Here is a 16,303-nt window from a genome sequence, read left to right as displayed (position 1 = left end):
GGCGCGCTCAGCGGCGCCGGGGCAGGACGACGCGGGCGCGGGTGACGCCGTCCTCGGAGGTCAGCGTGAGCCGCCCCCGGTGCTTCTGGGCGACGACCGCCAGCGACGTCGCCAGGCCCAGGCCGGTGCCCTGGCCGACCGGCTTGGTGGTGAAGAAGGCGTCGAACGCCCGCGCGAGGATCTCCGGCGGCACGGTGTGGCCGGTGTTCTCGACGTCCACGACGACCTCGTCGTCCGCACCCCTGGTCCGCACCGTGACCGTGCCGTCGGGGTCGACCGCGGCGAGGGCGTTGTCGAGCAGGTTGGTCCACACCAGCGCCAGGTCGGCGGGCCAGCCCTGCACGGTCTGCGGCTGCGGGTCGAGGTCGCGGACGACCCGCACACCGGGGGGCACCTTGTGGCGCAGCAGGACCAGGGCCTGCTCGAGGCTGGCGTGGATGTCGACGTCGGTGAGCGACTGGTCCGAGGAGTAGGCCAGCGGGCGGACGCCGGTGACGATCCGGGAGAGCTGCTCGGCGCCGGCGGAGACCTCGTCGAGGAGGGCGTTGATCTCCGCGGCCCGGGCCAGCCCGCGGACGGCGGGGCCGCGCCGGTCCGGCGCCAGCCCGGGCAGCGCGTCGGCGAGGGCGGCCGGGGCGACGCCGAGGCGCATCAGCTCCGGCGCGACCTCCCAGCTCCGTTCGACCCCGGCGCCGGCGAGGACGTCGTCCAGCGCCCGCTCGGCGTCGGCGCGGGCCAGCGGGTCCTCCGGCACCGGCACCGCGCCGACCAGCGGCTGCAGCTCCTCACCGGGGCCGCCGGCGTCCGCGAGCAGGGTCCGCAGCCGGGCGGCGCCGCGCTGCACGGCGCTCGCGGGGTTGTTCAGCTCGTGCAGCAGCCCCGCGGACAGCGCGCCGAGCGCGGCCATCCGCTCGTGCTGGCGCACCAGCCCCTCCTCGCGGTCCAGCCGCCGGGTGGCGGCCAGGAGCAGCGCCCGGGCCGAGGCCGGGTGGGTGAACAGCTGATCGAGGGCCTCGGCACCGATCCGCTGGACCACGCTGCGGGTGCGGGCCCGCACGGTCGCCGAGCGGGGACGGCGGTGCGCGATGCCCAGCTCCCCCAGCAGCTCGCCGGGACCGCAGACGTTGAGCAGCACGCGCGAGCCGCCGACGACCCGGCTGACCTCGAGCTCCCCCTCCAGGACTACGTACATGGCCTCCGGCGGCGAGCCCTCGGCCATCAGCACCTCGCCGGGCGCGAGCTCGACCGTGCGGCTGGTCCCGGCGAGGACGGCGAGGTCCTCCTCGGGCAGCTCGCCGAACAGCCGCGAGCCGCGCAGCGCCGCCGCGACGTCCCGGCCGGGCGCGAGCGTCACTGCGCGCCCAGCCGCTGGTGGGCGAACCGGACCGCCATCGCGCCCTCCCCCACCGCGGCGGCGATCCGCATGCCGGCCCCGTGCCGGACGTCCCCGGCCGCGAACACCCCCGGGACGGAGGTCTCCAGCGGCAGCGGCGGCACCTCCAGCGGCCAGTCCGGCGGCGCGGTGCCCAGGTCGATGCCGGTGAGCACGAACCCGCGCTCGTCGCGGCGCACCACGCCGTCGAGCCACTCCGTGCGCGGCGCCTGCCCGATGAAGACGAACAGGGCGTCGGCCGCCACCTCCCGCTCGTCGGTGCCCGACCGCAGCCGCAGCCCCTCCAGCCGCCGCGTCCCCAGCGCGCCGGCCACCTCGGTGCGGTGCTCGACGGTGATCTTCTCCGAGGCGGCCAGCCGGTCGATCAGGTAGCGCGACATGGTGGCGGCCAGGTCCGCGCCCCGGATGAGCAGCGTCACCGAGGCGGCGAACTGGGAGAGGAACAGCGCCGCCTGCCCGGCCGAGTTGCCGCCGCCCACCACGAACACCCGCCCGCCCTCGTGGTCGACGCCCTCGGCCCGGCCCGCGCCGTAGTACACGCCGAGCCCGGTGAGCCCCGCGGCGCCGGGGACGTCGAGCGTCCGGTACTTCACGCCGGTGGCGACCAGCAGGGTCGACGCGCTGACCTCGCTGCCGTCGTCCAGCTTGACGACGGTGTACGGGTCGACGCGCCGCACGCCCACCACCTCGGCCGGCACCAGCAGCTCGGCGCCGAACCGGATGGCCTGCTCCCGGGCGCGCAGCGTCAGGTCGGCGCCCGACAGACCCACCGGGAAGCCGAGGTAGTTCTCGATCTTGCTGCTCGTGCCGGCCTGCCCGCCGGGCGCGTTGCACTCCAGGATCAGCGTCGACAGGCCCTCCGAGGCGCCGTAGACGCCGGCGGCCAGCCCGGCCGGGCCGGCGCCGACCACCACGAGGTCGTAGGCCGCGCGCTCGGCCCGCGCCCGCAGCCCGATCCGGGCCGCCACCTCGTGCAGGTCGGGGTGGACGACGACCTCGCCGTCGTCCAGCACGAGCGCGGGCAGCGCGCCGGCGTCGATCCCCGCGACCTCGAGCAGCTCCCGCGCCGCGGCGTCGGTCTCGATGTCCAGCCAGCGGTAGGGCACGAGGTTGCGGGCCAGGAACTCCCGGACCTCGTGGCTGTCCAGCGACCACCGGTCGCCGACCACGCGCAGGTTCGCGACCGGCGGCGGGGGCCGCCAGGTCTGCAGCAGGTCGTCGAGCACCGGGTAGAGCCGGTCCTCCGGCGGATCCCACGGCTTGAGCAGGTAGTGCTGCACGTCGGCGTCGTTGATCGCCTTGATCGCGGCGTCGGTGTCCGCGTAGGCGGTCAGCAGCACCCGCCGGGCGTCCGGGTAGAGCTTGCGCGCGGCGGACAGCAGCTCCACGCCGCTCATCCCGGGCATGCGCTGGTCGACCAGCATCAGGGCGACCGGGTCCTCGCGCAGCCGCAGCCGGCGCAGCAGGTCGAGGGCCTGCTCGCCGGAGGAGGCCGTGTAGATCTGGTAGCGCTCGCTGTAGCGCGCCCGGAGGTCCCGCTCGACGGCGGACAGCACCGGGCCGTCGTCATCGACGGCCAGGAGAGCCGGCTTGCTCATGACGCCTCCTCCACGTGCGGTGGCCCGCCCGGCGGGCGTCCCCGTCGGGGCCGGACCGGGAGCGGTCGGCGAGGTCCTCCGCAGCCTCGACCACGGCCAGGCCGGCGTCCAGGGCTCCCCACGGGCCCGCGGCCGCGCCGGCGGCCCGTTCCCGCGGCTCGTCGTCCTCACCGAGCGCGGCGCGGATCTCCCCGGCCAGCCGGTCGACCTGCGGGCGCAGCAGCGGCCACGCCGCGAGGCCGAGGGCCGCGCGGGCGGCGGCCGCGGCGCCGGCGAGGCGGGCGGCGGCGCGGGGCACCCCGAGGGCGAGGACGAGCCCGGCCAGGCCGTCGAGGCAGTTGGCCAGGCCCTCCTGGTCCCGGATCCGCCGGTGCAGGTCCGCGGACTCGGCGAGCCGCTCCCGCGCGGTGGTCGGGTCGCCCGCGCGGACGGCGTCGAGCCCCAGCCGGTCCAGCACGGTCGCGACGAGGTGCTCGTCGCCGCTGTCCCGGGCCAGGTGCAGCGCCTCCTCGTGGGCGCGGACGGCGGCCGCCGGATCGCCGGCGAGCAGCTCGGCGTCCCCCCGCGGGACCAGGGCGTAGGCGACCGACCAGGTGTCGCCGCCGCGCCGCAACGCGGTGACCGCCTCGGCCAGCAGCTCGCCCAGTCCGGGATCGTCCGGCGGGCGGGTGGCGGCCAGGCCGACGAGGCCGTGCCCGAGCAGCGCCGGGTCGTCCCGGCAGCGGGCCCCGCCCACGACGGCGGTCAGCAGCGGTGCGGCCTCGGCGGTCGCGCCGCGGGCGACCCGGGCGAGGCCGCGGGCCAGCTCCAGCCGCGCCGCCTCCTCCGGTGGCAGCGCCGCCGCCGACTGCAGCCGGGCGGTCCGCTCGGCGACGTCGGCCAGGGGGACGACGAGCCCGGCCGACCACCACCAGCGGACCAGCGGCCCGCCGATCCGCAGCACCAGGTCGGCGCGGTCGTGCTCGACGGCCCACTCCAGGGCGGCCAGCAGGTCCGCGGTCTCGGCCTCCAGCCGGGCCCGCCAGCGGGTGTGGTCCGGGCCGAGCAGGCCGGCCCCGGCCGACGGGCTCACGCGGGCCAGGTGCTCGGCCAGCCGCGCCCGGATCCGGTCCTCCTCGCCGCGGTCGCGCAGCCGCTGCGCGGCGAACACGCGGACCAGCTCGAGCATCCGGAAGCGGGGCTCCCCCTCGCCGGTGTCGGTCGCCGTCACCAGGCTGTGCCCGACCAGGGCGGCCAGGGTCTCCACGACGTCGAGGTCGCCGTCGACCGCGCCGATGGCCTCGGCGGTGTCCAGCGTGGCGCCGCCGCCGCACACCGAGAGCCGCGCGAGCAGCGCGCGTTCCGGCTCGGTCAGCAGATCGTGGCTCCAGGCGATGGTCGCGTGCAGGGTGCGCTGGCGCTCCGGGGCGTCCAGGTCGGGATCGCGCAGCTCCAGGACCGCGTCCAGCGCGGTGTTCAGCCGGCGGAGCAGCTGCGCCGGCGGCAGGGTCTGCACCCGCGCGGCCGCCAGCTCCACCGCCAGCGGCAGGCCGTCGAGCCGCCGGACCACCTCGGCCACCGCGGGGGCGCTGCCCTCGGTCACGGTGAACGACGGGTCGGCCCGGCGGGCCCGGGCGGAGAACAGCTGCACGGCCGGGGCCGCGGTCACCGCCTCGTGCCGCGACTCCCCCGCCGCCGGGACCCCGAGCGGGCCGAGCGGCACGTCCTGCTCGCCGCGCAGCCCGAGCACGCGGCGGCTGGTGACCAGCACCTGGATCCTCGGGCACCGGCTCAGCAGGCGGCCCAGCAGCGGCGCGGCCTCGGCCACCTGCTCGGCGTTGTCGACGACGAGCAGCACCCGCTGGCCGGCCAGCCGGTCGGCCACCAGGTCCACGACCGACCGCGACCCCTCGGGCGGGACGCCCACCGCCGTGGCCACCGCCCGCGGCACCTCGTCCGGGTCGCGGACGGCGGACAGGTCCACCCACCAGACCGCGTCGCGCTCGGCGAGCAGCTCCTCCCCCGCGGCCAGCGCCAGCCGGGTCTTGCCGGTGCCGCCGGGCCCGGTCAGCGTGACCAGCCGGACGGCCGGGTCGCGCAGCAGGCCGGTCACCAGCGCGAGCTCCTCGCGGCGGTCGACGAGCGGGGCGGCCGGGGTGGGCAGCCACCCCGGCGCCAGGCCGGCGGGCGGCCGGGGGGCGGCGAACCGCTCCGAGAGCAGCACGGCCAGGTCGTCGGACACCAGCTCGCCGAGCTGGGCCGGGTCGTCGTAGAAGGTCGTGGAGACGTCGCCCTCGCCCTGCATGCGGTCGATCAGCCGCTGCAGGCGCGGCTCGCGGTCGGGCGCCGTCCGGCGGACGTAGAGCAGCCGGGGCAGGCCGGCCGAGAGGTCGTACTCGTCCTCCAGGCCGGAGATCTCCATCCCCGGTCCGATCCAGCCGTAGTGCTCGCCGTAGATCCCGACGAAGACGTCGCTCTGCGCGAGGTAGGAGCGGTACAGGTCCCGCGGTGGGTGGGTGCGGGCCCCCAGCTCGAACAGGACCGGGATGAGCCGCAGCCGGGTCACCGCCTCGCGGACGGCGAGCCGCTCCGCGGCCAGCTCGATCATGGTCGAGGAGATGAACACACGCAGTCGCTGATCCGGGGTCGGGATCGACCGAGCGCTCTCGGGCGGCGGTCCGACCACCGGCGCACCTCCCGCGGGACACGGCGTGGTGCCCGAGGAGTCTACGGAGACGGGACCGGCCCGGATACCCTTTCGCGGCGATGCGCGAGGTCGACGCGGCGGAGGTGGCGGGCTTCTTCGCGCCCGAGCGCCCGGGCCCGCTGATCGCGCCGCACATCCTCACCAGCGGCGTCGGCCGCTGCCGGGCCGACCGCCGGCACCGCCCGCGGACGGTGCTGGCCGAGCTGCCCGGCGGCAACCTCGCCCTGCGCGGCGAGCCGGCGGTCATCGGCGGGCTGGCGGGCCTGGTCGAGGCGCCGCCGGAGTGGCTGCCGGCCCTGCGCGACGTGGACCCGCGCACCACGGTCTGGCCGCGGGTGGTCGCCGTCCTGCCGGACGACGCGCACGTCCCGGCGCCGCGGCACCCGGTGCGGCGGCTGGGCCCCCGCGACGCGGCGGCCCTCGAGCGGCTGGACCCCTCGATCGCCTGGATCGGCGAGACCTGGGGCGGGCCGGCCGGGCTGGCCGCCTCCGGCTACGGCTGGGCCGCGTTCGACGGCGACCGCGCCGTGTCGGTCGCCTGCTCCTTCTTCGCCGGACGGCGGTTCGAGGACATCGGCGTGGTCACCGCCCGCGACGTCCGGGGCCGGGGCCTGTCGACGGCGTGCGCGGCCGCGGTGGTCGCCGACATCCGCGCGCGCGGGCACCGGCCCACGTGGACGACCAGCCCCGACAACGCGGCCAGCCGGGCGGTGGCCGCGCGCCTCGGGTTCGTGCACGAGCGCGACGACGTCCTCTACGCCGTCCGCACCGCGATCCCGCCCGTGGACTGACGCTCGCCGAGACCCCTACGGAAGGGCGTTGGCCCGGGCGACCTCGCCCAGCCAGCGGGCGCTGGGCTTGACCGTCCGCCGGAACGTCGCGCGGTCGACCGCGACCAGGCCGAACGTGGGCCGGTAGCCGGCGACCCACTCGAAGTTGTCCAGCAGGCTCCAGTGGTAGTAGCCGCGGACGTCGACCCCGTCGGCGAGCGCGGCGTGCACGACGCCCAGTGCGCCCCGCGTGTAGGCGATCCGCCGCTCGTCGTCCGCGGTGGCGATGCCGTTCTCGGTGACCAGCAGCGGCACCCCCGGCGCGTGCGCGGCGGCCGTGCGCAGCCCGATGCCGACCGCGTCCGGGAAGTACTCCCAGCCGGTCAGCGTGGTCTCCACGCCCTCGGCGACCGCGAGCGGTCCGTCGGGCCCCACGAAGGTCCGCGTGTACGCCTGGATTCCGAGCCAGTCGTCGCCGGCGGCCTCCTGCAGGAAGCGCGTCTCCCGCGGGCCGGCGTACTCGGCGGTGACGTCCTCGGCGCCGGGCAGCGGCGTGAACGCCTGCGTCGCGACCGCCCACCCCACCCGGGGCCCGTCCCACGAGCGGACGATCTCCACCGCGCGGTGGTGCGCGTCGGCCAGGGCGTCGGCCACGAGCGGGTCGGGCGCCGGCAGCCCGGCGCCGCCGAAGGTGGCGTCCTTGCCGAGGTTGGCGAACGTCGCGGTGATGTTGGGCTCGTTGATCGTGCAGACGTACGGGACGTCGCGCTCCACCACCGGCCGCACGAACTCGGTGAACCGGGCGAAGCGCTCGGCGGCGTCGGCCGCGGTCCAGCCGCCGCGCTCGGCCAGCCAGCGCGGGATCGTGAAGTGGCTGATCGTGACGTTGGGGACGACGCCGGCCTCGAGGCAGGTGTCGACCATCCGCCGGTAGTGATCGCGGCCGGAGATCGAGAACTCGCCCTCGGCGGGCTCGATCCGGCTCCACTCCAGGCTGAACCGGTACGAGCCCAGGCCCAGGCCCGCGACGACGGCGACGTCCTCGGGGTAGCGGTGGAAGCTGTCGCAGGCGTCGCCGCTGGGCTCGGCCACGACGGTGTCCGGCGCGTGCTCCCGCGCCCACCAGTCGTTGTTGACGTTCCCGCCCTCGATCTGGTGCGACGACGTGGCCGCGCCCCAGACGAACCCCTCGGGGAACCGCGGCCCGCTCATTCCCGGCCGTGCAGCTGCAGCTTGGCGAACAGGTCGTCCATCATCAGCCGGAGGTCGAGCTGCGTGTAGATCCGCATCGGGCGGCCGCCGGGCACGGGTGCGTACTGCCCGTCGCCGGTGATCGCCGGCGTCTCCCGCACGACGTAGCGGCTCGACGAGGGGTCCGGCTCGAACGCCGACTGCAGCGCGGTCAGGAGCACCAGCGGGCTGTCGCCGAGGATGTAGGTCTCCCCGATGTCGAAGCCGTACTGCCGCCCCATCGACCGCACGCCGTCGAGCGCCTCGAACAGCCGGGCGCCCAGCGGCCCCTGCTCGGCCATGCGCAGCTGCATCTCCGAGAACGAGGCGAGCGTCTGCCGGTAGGCGTCGCGCGGCACCTGCCAGATCGGGATCGACGACTCGCCGAACACCACGCCGGCCGCGGTCACGTCGATGAGCAGGTTGTACTCGATCGGCATCGCGTTCGGCGGCGGCTCGGCCAGCCCCGGGTGCTCCGGCCCGCCGATCCAGACGAGCGTGAGCCGCTCGGCGATCCGCGGCTCGATCAGCCAGGCGCTGGCGATCTCGGTCAGCCCGGCCCCGGCGCAGACGTAGAGCGGGGTGTCGACGTCGTCCCGCATGGCCTCGGCGACCAGCGCCTCCGCCGCCGCCGAGCGGATCGGCGTCCCCGGGTCGGCCAGCCCGGTGTTCGAGCCGGCCACCACCGGCACGTCGTCCCGGCCGGCCAGGTCGAGGACCTCGCGGGCCAGCGCCGCGGCGTTGTCCGCGGTGCGGTCGGAGGGGTCGAAGGGGTCGTCCGGGCGCAGGTGCGACCCGATAACCAGCCGCAGGTCCACCGACGGCGACAGCGCGTGGTGACCGAGCTGCACGAGCCCGTCCGGGTCGCCGCCGTAGTCGTTGTCCGCGACCACCCGCACGCGGCCCGTCACAGGACCGGGTCCACGAGCGCCCGGGCGGACTCGTAGCCGCCGGAGACCACGCCGGACTTCTCGTCGAAGGCCATGACCGCACGGGAGCCGTCGTCGTAGGCGGGCCAGCCGGGGTCGCGGTCCCGGATGAAGCCGACGAACGCCCCGTGCACGCGGTCGGCCAGCTCCTGCGGCGCGCCGGGTCCGGCCACGCGGGTCACGTCCGGGTCCTCGAGCAGGTCGAAGGCGAACGGGACGTCGAGGCAGTGCTCGGCGACGCCGCTGACCGCCGAGGGCCACCGGAAGTCGTACGCCCAGGTCGGGGCGGCGCCCTCGCGCAGCGCCAGCCAGTCCACGACCCGGCGCCGGAAGAGCGCATCGGTGGCGTACTGGCCGACCACCTCGGCCGGGTGCCGCTCCGGCAGGGCGTCGGCGAACCGCCGCGCCACCGCGTCCTCCAGCCCCAGATCCCGCAGCAGACCGGCGAGCTCGCGCTCCTCGAACAGGTGCCGGTTGGCGCGGGCGAGCCCGCTGAACTCGTCGAGGGTGGTGCCCACGAGCAGCGGCACGTCGCGCCCGGTGCCGGCGGCCAGCCCTTCCTCCACGCTGCGCGGGTGCAGGTCGCCGTCCACGACCGGGCCGAGCCGCAGCCGGCCGACCAGCCCGCGCACCACGGCGAGCAGGTCGTCGGCGGAGGGGTTCGCCAGGGGCGCGAAGCCGTCCCCCTGCGCGGCCAGCAGGTCGTCCTCGGCGACCGGGACGAACCCGGCCCGGTCGGGGCTCACCCCGAGGCGGGCGGCGATCTCCGCCGTGGTCCGGCGCGCCGCGTCGAGCGGGACGTCGGTCGGCACGCCGGACAGGGAGATGACGCCGGTGAACAGGCCGCGCGCCCGGGGCAGGGTCAGCAGCGTCATCACCGCGCCGCCGCCCGCCGACTGGCCGGCGATCGTCACGCGCGAGGCGTCCCCGCCGAACGCGGCGATGTTGTCGCGCACCCACTCCAGCGCCAGCAGCCAGTCGAGGACTCCGCGGTTGGCCGGTGCGTCGGGCAGCCAGCCGAAGCCCTCGAAGCCCAGCCGGTAGGAGACGGTGACCGTGACGATCCCGTCGCGGTTGAACGCCGCGCCGTCGTACCAGGGGCTGGCCGGCGACCCGGCCACGTACCCGCCGCCGTGGATGTAGACGAGCACCGGCAGCGGCGTCTCGTCCCCCGCCGACGGCCGCGGCCGCGGGGTGAAGACGTTGACGGCGAGGACGTCGTCCCCCGGAATGCTGGGCTCCGGGATCGTGGTGATCTCCATGAGCGCCTGACGCTGCGGGGTCGGCGCGTACTCGAGCGCGTCGCGGACCCCCTGCCACGGCGCCCGCGCGACCGGCGCCCGGAACCGCAGCTCGCCGAACGGCGGCTCCGCGAACGGGATCCCGAGGAACGCCGCGGACCCCTCCCGCCAGAAGCCGCGGACGGCGCCGGTCGTCGTCTCGACGACGGCGTGCTCGCCGGTGGGTGTCGGGCGCATGGTCGTGTCCTCCTGGTCGTGGTCCGCGGACCGGGACCCCGAAGTGCCCCGCCCTGTGGTGTCGATCACACTGATGCGCGGTGAAGCGCCTCGCGGCAAGGCTCGTCGAGATCGATCCGCTTCCGGCTCCCGGGGATCCCGGGGTCGCCGACGGAGGCGCCCGCGGCGTCCCCCTAGAGCTCGACGGTCAGCAGCGCCTGGACGGCGCGCCGGACCTCCGCCGCCATGTCCACCGCGTCCCGGTCGTAGAGCCACTGGATCTGCAGCCCGTCCATCAGGGCCACCATGGCGCGGGCGGCACTGGCCGGGACCGCGTCCGGGTGGAGCAGACCGTCGTCGGCGACGTCCGCGAACGCGTCACGGAGGTGCTCCACGACCCAGGCGTAGCGCCGGGCGAAGTAGTCGTGCACCGGGTGGTCCGGCGCGGTCGCCTCGGCCGACAGGGTCGCGTACAGCTCCGCCAGCTCGGGAGTCTCTCGCTGGTTGTACTCGACCAGCCGGATCAGCGCCCGGATCCGGTCCAGGCCGCTGCCGCCCTCCCCGATGCGCTGCAGGGACTCGTCGTCCCGCCACGTCAGCACGGCCTCGACCAGGTGGCTCTTGCTGGGGAAGTGGTGCAGGACGCCGGCCTGGCTCAGGCCCGCGCGCTCGGCCACGTCCCGCAGCGAGCCCTTGTGGAAGCCGGAGGTGGAGAAGACCTCGACCGCCGCCGTGAGGATCTCCTGCCTCCGCGCGGGGGTCTTGGCGTACTCGCCGCGGGGCTTCCGAGTGGTCGCCGTCATGGCCGGACGGTAACCCCGAAACTTTCTGAAAACAAACCTAGTGCTCGGTAGGTTTTCCCGCTACGTTGTGCCCCACGTCACCCCGCCTCCGGGGTGCTACATCCGAGAGGAACTGCGCGTGCTCAGGAGAAAGAGGCTCGTCTTCGCCGCGGTCGCCACGGCGATGGCGGTGTCGCTGTCCGCATGTGGTGGCAGTGACGACAGCAGCGGCGGCGCCGCTGCCGGTGACTCCGTCAACCTCGGGGTCATCGTGCCGCCGACGTCGTTCGCCGCCGCCAACGCGAACTGGGCGAACGAGTCGCCCTACATCCAGGCGGTCTACGACAGCCTGCTCCGGGCGACGCCGGACTCCGAGATCGAGCCGTGGCTGGCCAAGGACTGGTCCTACAACGACGACAAGACCGTCCTCACCATGAACCTCCGGGACGACGTCACCTTCACCGACGGCGAGAAGTTCAACGCCGACGTCGCGGCGAAGAACATCCTCGCGTTCAAGAACGGCACCTCGGCCAACGCCTCCTACCTGGCCAACGTCGCCGACGCCAAGGCCACGGGCGACTACACCCTGGAGATCACGCTCTCCCAGCCGGACCCGGCCCTGCTGCTCTACTTGACCCAGAACGCCGGTGCCCAGGAGAGCCCGAAGGGGGCCGCCTCCCCGGACGCGCAGACCGTCCCGGTCGGCTCCGGCCCCTACGTCCTCGACCAGGACAAGACCGTCGTCGGCTCGTCGTACGTCTTCACCAAGAACCCGGACTACTGGGCGCCGGACGAGCAGCACTTCCAGACGCTGACGCTCACCGTTCTCGACAACGCCCAGACGCAGCTGAACGCCATCCAGGGCGGCCAGGTCGACGGGGTCAACCTGCTCGACCAGTCCGCCGGCGACCAGATCAAGGCCGCGGGTTACACGCTCTACCCGCACGAGCTGGACTGGTCCGGGCTCATCCTGTTCGACCGCAACGGGCAGCTGTCCCCCGAACTCGGCGACGTCCGGGTCCGCCAGGCGATCAACCACGCCATCGACCGCAAGGCGATGCTCAAGGCGGTCGTCGCCGACAGCGGGACGGTGACCGGGCAGGTCTTCAACCCGAACACCGACGCCTACGACAAGTCGCTGGACAACACCTACGACTTCGACCCGGACAAGGCCAAGCAGCTGCTGGCCGAGGCCGGCCACGCCGACGGGTTCACGCTCCAGATGCCGCAGGTCCCGATCGGTGCCAACACCGTCTACGACCTGATCCGCCAGTACCTGGGTGACGTCGGCATCACCGTCGAGTACACGCAGGTGCCGCTGAACAACGCGATCTCGGACATCCTGGGCGCCAAGTACCCGGCGGCCTTCTTCATCCTGCAGATGGACCCGACGGCCTGGCAGACCGCCAACTTCTCCATGACGCAGGCCGCCACCTGGAACGTCTTCCACCAGCCCGACGACACGGTCGCCCAGCTGACCGCGACGATCCAGACCGGCTCCGAGGACGAGGCCGCGCAGGCGGCGAAGGACCTCAACAAGTACGTGGTCGACCAGGCCTGGTTCGACCCGTGGTACCGGCTCCAGAGCAACTACGCGGCCAGCGAGAACATCGAGGTCGTGCAGCAGGCCGACAACGCCTACCCGTACCTCTGGAACATCACGCCGAAGTCCTGACCCCTGGGGTGGGCCGCCGTCCGGCGGACGGCGGCCCACCCTCCCCCACCCGCAGCCCTAAGGGGTTCCCGTGCTCCGTTTCGTGCTCCGACGGCTCGCCGCAGGGGTCGTCCTGATCGTGGTCGTCACCGTGGCGACCTTCTTCCTCCTGTACGCGGGGGCCGGCGACGTCGCCCGGACCATCCTCGGCCAGCAGGCGTCGCAGGCGACAGTCGACGCGAAGAACGCCGAGCTCGGGCTGGACCGGCCGGTCCTCACCCAGTTCTTCGACTGGCTCGGGAACGCCCTGCAGGGCGACCTCGGGGTGTCCTGGTTCACCGGCCAGCCGGTCACCGACGCCATCAGCAGCCGCGCCGCGGTCACGCTGTCCCTCGTCATCGGCGCCACGCTGGTGTCCGCGGTGGTCGCCGTCCTGCTCGGCGTGCTGGCCGCCCGGCGCGGCGGGTGGGTCGACCGCGTGGTGCAGGTCGTGTCGGTGATCGGTGTCGCGATCCCCGGGTTCCTGCTGGCGGTCGGGCTGGTGCTGGTCTTCGCCATCAACCTCGGCTGGTTCAAGCCGACCGGCTACACCGAGTTCGCCGACTCCCCCGGCGGCTGGCTGGCCTCCATCACCCTGCCGGTGATCGCGCTCTCCATCGGCGCGATCGCGGGCGTGTCCCAGCAGGTCCGCGGCGCGATGCTCGACGCGCAGCGGCAGGACTGGGTGCGCACGCTGCGCAGCCGCGGCCTGCCGGAGAGCCGGGTCGTCTACGAGCACGTGCTCCGCAGCGCCGCAGGCCCGGCGCTGTCGATCCTGGCGGTGCAGTTCATCGCGCTCATCGGCGGCGCCGTCTTCGTCGAGACCATCTTCGCGATCCCCGGGCTGGGCCAGGTCGCCGTGCAGTCCAGCAGCCGCGGGGACATCCCGCTCGTCCTCGGCCTCGTGATCGCCGTGACCATCCTCGTCGTCATCGTCAACCTCGTCGTCGACCTGCTCCAGGGTTGGCTCAACCCGAAGGTGCGCCGCGCATGACCGCCGCCCCGCTGCCCCCCGCCGAGGTCCCCGAGGTCCACACCCTCGAGGAGTCCGCCCACAAGCCGCTGTTCCGCCGGCTGCTGCGCAACCCGCTCGGCGTCGCGACGCTGGTCTTCCTGCTCCTGGTGGTCCTGGCCGCGGTGTTCGCCCCGCTGCTGGCCCCGCACGACCCGAACGTCGCCAACGCCCAGGACGTCCTGGCGCCGCCCGGCGGGAAGTACCCGCTGGGCGCGGACGCCTCCGGCCAGGACATCCTGTCCCGGCTGCTCTTCGCCGCCCGGCTGAGCCTGCTCGGCGCGCTGATCACCGTCGTGGTCGCGGTCGCGCTCGGGGTCACCACCGGCCTGATCGCCGGCTACTTCGGCCGCTGGTTCGAGTCCTCGTCGGCGTGGGTCTCCAACTTCCTCATGTCGCTCAACGCGATCGTGATCCTGCTGGCCGTCCGGGCGGCGCTGGGCCCGTCGATCCTGCTGTCCATGGCGATCTTCGGCGTCCTGATCTCGCCGGCGTTCTACCGGGTGGTGTCCGCCTCCGTCGCCGCCGTCCGCCACGAGCTCTACGTCGACGCCGCCCGCGTCGCGGGCCTCTCCGACGCCCGGATCATCGGCAAGCACGTGCTGACCGTCGTGCGGGCGCCGGCGATCATCCTCGCCGCCGGCATCGCCGGCATCGCGATCGCCATCCAGGCCGGTCTGGACTTCCTCGGCCTCGGCGACACCTCCCGGCCGTCCTGGGGCGGCATGCTCAACGCCGCGTTCGCGGCCATCTTCCGCGCGCCGCTCCAGCTGCTCTGGCCGAGCCTCGCGATCGGCCTGACCTGCATCGCGCTGTTCCTGCTCGGCAACGCGCTGCGCGACGAGCTGGAGCGCAGCGGCGCGCCGAAGAAGAAGCGCAGCCGCCGCGCGCCGGCGACCGTCGAGGTCGCCGGCGAGCCGGTGGTCGTGCACGACGAGCTCCCCGGCGCCGCCGGCGGCGAGGAGCTCCTGCACGTCGACGGGCTCTCGGTCGGCTACGACCAACCCGACGGCTCGGTCAAGACCGTCGTCGAGGACGTCACCCTCACTGTCCGCCGCGGCGAGGTGCACGGGCTGATCGGTGAGTCCGGCTCGGGCAAGACCCAGACCGCCTTCTCGATCCTGCGCCTGCTCCCCCCGGGCGGCCGGATCGTCGCCGGCACGATCGAGTTCGAGGGCGCCGACCTGGCCCACCTGTCGGCCAAGGAGATGACCCGGCTGCGCGGCAAGAAGATCGCCTACATCCCGCAGGAGCCGATGAGCAACCTCGACCCGAACTTCACCATCGGTCACCAGCTGACCGAGCCGCTGCGGGTCAACCTCGAGATCGGCAAGGCCGAGGCCCGGGAGAAGGCCCTGGCCCTGCTCGCCCGCGTCGGCATTCCGGATCCCGAGCGCACCTTCGCCGCCTACCCGCACCAGATCTCCGGCGGCATGGCCCAGCGCGTGCTCATCGCCGGCGCCGTCTCGTGCAACCCCGACCTGCTCATCGCCGACGAGCCGACCACCGCGCTCGACGTGACGGTGCAGGCCGAGGTGCTCGACCTGCTGCGCGACCTGCAGAACGAGTTCCACATGGGCGTCCTGATGGTCACGCACAACTTCGGCGTCGTGGCCGACCTGTGCGACCGCGTGTCGGTCATGCGCAACGGCCGGATCGTGGAGACCGGCCCGGCCCGCGCGATCTTCGCCGACCCGCGGCACGAGTACACCCGCTCGCTGTTCGACGCGATCCTGCAGGACAGCGAGCCCCGCGGGCCGCTGACCACCACCGCCCCCGCCGGTTCGTCCACCGCCACCCAGGGAGCCTCCGCATGACCGACCGGCTGCTCGACGTCGACAACGTGGTGGTCGAGTACCCCGCGCGCGGGCTCGGCAAGAAGGGCTTCCGCGCGCTGCACGGGGTCTCGCTCGACATCCTGCCCGGCGAGTGCGTGGGCCTGGTCGGCGAGTCCGGCTCCGGTAAGACGACGCTCGGCCGCGCCGTGCTCGGCCTGGCGCCGGTCACCGAGGGCGCGATCCACTACAACGGCCGCGACATCAGCAACCTCTCCCGCAAGGAGCGGCGGGCGCTGTCCAGCGACATCCAGGTGGTCTTCCAGGACCCGTACACCTCGCTGAACCCCGCGATGACGATCGAGCAGATCCTCACCGAGCCGCTCACCGTCCGGGACGTCCCGAAGGCCGAGGCCACCAAGCGGGTCCGCGACCTGCTCGACCAGGTGCACCTGCCCTCGAACGCGGGCAGCCGGCTGCCCCGGGAGTTCTCCGGCGGCCAGCGGCAGCGGGTGGCGATCGCCCGCGCGCTGGCGCTCGAGCCCCGGCTGATCGTCTGCGACGAGCCGGTCTCCGCGCTCGACCTGTCCACCCAGGCGCGGGTCCTGGCGCTGTTCAAGGAGATCCAGGAGCGCACCGGGGTCGCCTACCTGTTCGTGTCCCACGACCTCGACGTCGTCCGGCACCTCTCCCACCGGGTCGCGGTCATGTACCGCGGCGAGATCGTCGAGTGGGGGGACGGCGACGAGGTGACCAGCCGGCCCCAGCACCCCTACACGCAGCGGCTCTTCCTCGCCGCTCCCGTCGCGGACCCGGTGCTGCAGGAGCAGCGCCGCGCCGACCGGCGGCGCCTGATCGAGGAACAGCGCCGGCAGGACGAGCAGGCCGGCGCCGTCGCCTGAGCGTCCCCGTCCCCCTCCCTCTCCTCCCTCCTCCCCTCCCCCAGCTGCACCGAGGTCGGGCGTGCCCGGCCACCGA

Annotated in this window: 12 protein-coding genes; 5 read left to right on the top strand and 7 right to left on the bottom strand. The window is 74.6% G+C overall.

Annotated elements, in window-relative coordinates; all coding sequences use genetic code 11:
* Positions 1–7: 7 nt before the first annotated feature.
* From AB3388_RS12720 to AB3388_RS12710, 3 genes are read right to left on the bottom strand one after another with little or no spacing between them, the layout of a single operon-like run.
* Positions 8–1,354, bottom strand: coding sequence for a sensor histidine kinase (locus AB3388_RS12720; RefSeq protein WP_495411133.1), 1,347 nt, complete (start codon positions 1,352–1,354; stop codon positions 8–10).
* Positions 1,351–2,991: an FAD-dependent oxidoreductase gene (locus AB3388_RS12715; RefSeq protein WP_495411132.1), complete on the bottom strand. Its 1,641-nt coding sequence runs from the start codon at positions 2,989–2,991 to the stop codon at positions 1,351–1,353. Before AB3388_RS12715 ends, AB3388_RS12720 begins: the two co-directional genes overlap by 4 nt.
* A complete protein-coding gene (locus tag AB3388_RS12710; RefSeq protein WP_495411131.1) occupies positions 2,960–5,596 on the bottom strand; it encodes an ATP-binding protein in 2,637 nt (878 codons plus the stop codon). Before AB3388_RS12710 ends, AB3388_RS12715 begins: the two co-directional genes overlap by 32 nt.
* Before the next feature lie 140 nt (positions 5,597–5,736).
* On the opposite strand from AB3388_RS12710, the gene AB3388_RS12705 reads away from it, so the two are divergent.
* The gene (locus AB3388_RS12705; protein WP_495411130.1) at positions 5,737–6,468 is read left to right on the top strand and encodes a GNAT family N-acetyltransferase; all 732 of its coding nucleotides are present in this window, start codon (positions 5,737–5,739) and stop codon (positions 6,466–6,468) included.
* 15 nt (positions 6,469–6,483) lie between these two features.
* Here AB3388_RS12705 and AB3388_RS12700 read toward each other — a convergent pair whose 3' ends face one another.
* From AB3388_RS12700 to AB3388_RS12685, 4 genes are all read right to left on the bottom strand, one after another.
* Positions 6,484–7,659, bottom strand: a complete 1,176-nt coding sequence (locus AB3388_RS12700) for a glycoside hydrolase family 1 protein (protein WP_495411129.1) — start codon at positions 7,657–7,659, stop codon at positions 6,484–6,486.
* Positions 7,656–8,588 carry a nucleoside hydrolase gene (locus tag AB3388_RS12695; RefSeq protein WP_495411128.1) on the bottom strand — a complete coding sequence of 311 codons (933 nt, stop codon included), beginning with the start codon at positions 8,586–8,588 and terminating at the stop codon, positions 7,656–7,658. The genes AB3388_RS12700 and AB3388_RS12695 overlap by 4 nt, the downstream gene beginning before the upstream one ends.
* A complete protein-coding gene (locus tag AB3388_RS12690) occupies positions 8,585–10,084 on the bottom strand; it encodes a carboxylesterase/lipase family protein (RefSeq protein WP_495411127.1) in 1,500 nt (499 codons plus the stop codon). The genes AB3388_RS12695 and AB3388_RS12690 overlap by 4 nt, the downstream gene beginning before the upstream one ends.
* Before the next feature lie 173 nt (positions 10,085–10,257).
* Complete coding sequence (locus AB3388_RS12685) at positions 10,258–10,866, bottom strand: TetR/AcrR family transcriptional regulator (protein WP_495411126.1); 609 nt, start codon at positions 10,864–10,866, stop codon at positions 10,258–10,260.
* Positions 10,867–10,984: 118 nt separating this feature from the next.
* On the opposite strand from AB3388_RS12685, the gene AB3388_RS12680 reads away from it, so the two are divergent.
* From AB3388_RS12680 to AB3388_RS12665, 4 genes are all read left to right on the top strand, one after another.
* The gene (locus tag AB3388_RS12680; protein WP_495411125.1) at positions 10,985–12,520 is read left to right on the top strand and encodes an ABC transporter substrate-binding protein; all 1,536 of its coding nucleotides are present in this window, start codon (positions 10,985–10,987) and stop codon (positions 12,518–12,520) included.
* A 70-nt stretch (positions 12,521–12,590) separates the two neighbouring features.
* Complete coding sequence (locus AB3388_RS12675) at positions 12,591–13,532, top strand: ABC transporter permease (protein ID WP_495411124.1); 942 nt, start codon at positions 12,591–12,593, stop codon at positions 13,530–13,532.
* On the top strand, positions 13,529–15,367 hold the full coding sequence (locus AB3388_RS12670) for a dipeptide/oligopeptide/nickel ABC transporter permease/ATP-binding protein (RefSeq protein ID WP_495411123.1): 1,839 nt from the start codon (positions 13,529–13,531) through the stop codon (positions 15,365–15,367). Before AB3388_RS12675 ends, AB3388_RS12670 begins: the two co-directional genes overlap by 4 nt.
* Positions 15,364–16,227 carry an ATP-binding cassette domain-containing protein gene (locus AB3388_RS12665; RefSeq protein WP_495411122.1) on the top strand — a complete coding sequence of 288 codons (864 nt, stop codon included), beginning with the start codon at positions 15,364–15,366 and terminating at the stop codon, positions 16,225–16,227. The genes AB3388_RS12670 and AB3388_RS12665 overlap by 4 nt, the downstream gene beginning before the upstream one ends.
* Positions 16,228–16,303 lie beyond the last annotated feature (76 nt).

The sequence above is a fragment of the Geodermatophilus sp. SMS 5-13 genome (genome assembly GCF_059428245.1).
The sequence above is the reverse complement of the archived record's forward strand: the minus strand, read 5'-3'. Positions and strand labels throughout refer to the sequence as shown.